We start from the raw sequence: 593 nt of genomic DNA, 5'->3' as shown, positions 1-593 counted from the left end.
GAGATGGCCCCTAAACCACCGCCATGAAACTAACCCCAGATTCGAAAACAGATACACCACTACCCAGGACTTGACCAGCAGTATGCGGATAAAAAGGTGCAGGCTTGGTCTGATGCAGTGGATGCCTGCGATGGTTTCGTCTTTGTTACCCCGGAGTACAACCGCTCCGTGCCGGGCCCATTCAAGAATGCCTTCGACTGCTTGGCCGGGGAGTGGACCGGTAAGCCGGTTGCATTCGCCGGTTACGGTCCAGCGGGCGCAATCCGCGGCGTGGAAGCATGGCGCACCATCGTGGTCAACTTCTCCATGCCGCAGCTGCGCAATCAGCTCGACTTCGGTTTCTTTACTGACTGGACCGACGGCGAATTCCGCCCTGTAGATGCCAAGGTAGAACGCACCAATTCCTTGCTGGCCGAGCTGGAAGATGCTGTTACTGCATAATCAGTTCGCGTTGGCCGCATACAAAAAGCCAGCCCCCGCTGCTCGGAAAGTGAACTGCTCCCCATTAGTTGGACTGTGAGGTTACCCTCGTTTAGTGGACACCCTATTTGTACGGATCTTGTGTCCGTAGGAGAGGATGTTCATTGTGAGTC

General features: G+C 55.5%; 1 protein-coding gene. It reads left to right on the top strand.

Annotated features, from left to right (window positions below):
- Nucleotides 1-39: 39 nt before the first annotated feature.
- Nucleotides 40-441 carry an NADPH-dependent FMN reductase gene (locus QP909_RS11745; RefSeq protein WP_502868667.1) on the top strand — a complete coding sequence of 134 codons (402 nt, stop codon included), beginning with the start codon at nt 40-42 and terminating at the stop codon, nt 439-441.
- The last annotated feature ends 152 nt before the right edge of the window (nt 442-593 follow it).

This window comes from Corynebacterium sp. MSK195 (assembly GCF_030228885.1).
Taxonomy (GTDB): domain Bacteria; phylum Actinomycetota; class Actinomycetes; order Mycobacteriales; family Mycobacteriaceae; genus Corynebacterium.
This window is presented reverse-complemented; position numbering and strand designations above follow the sequence as displayed.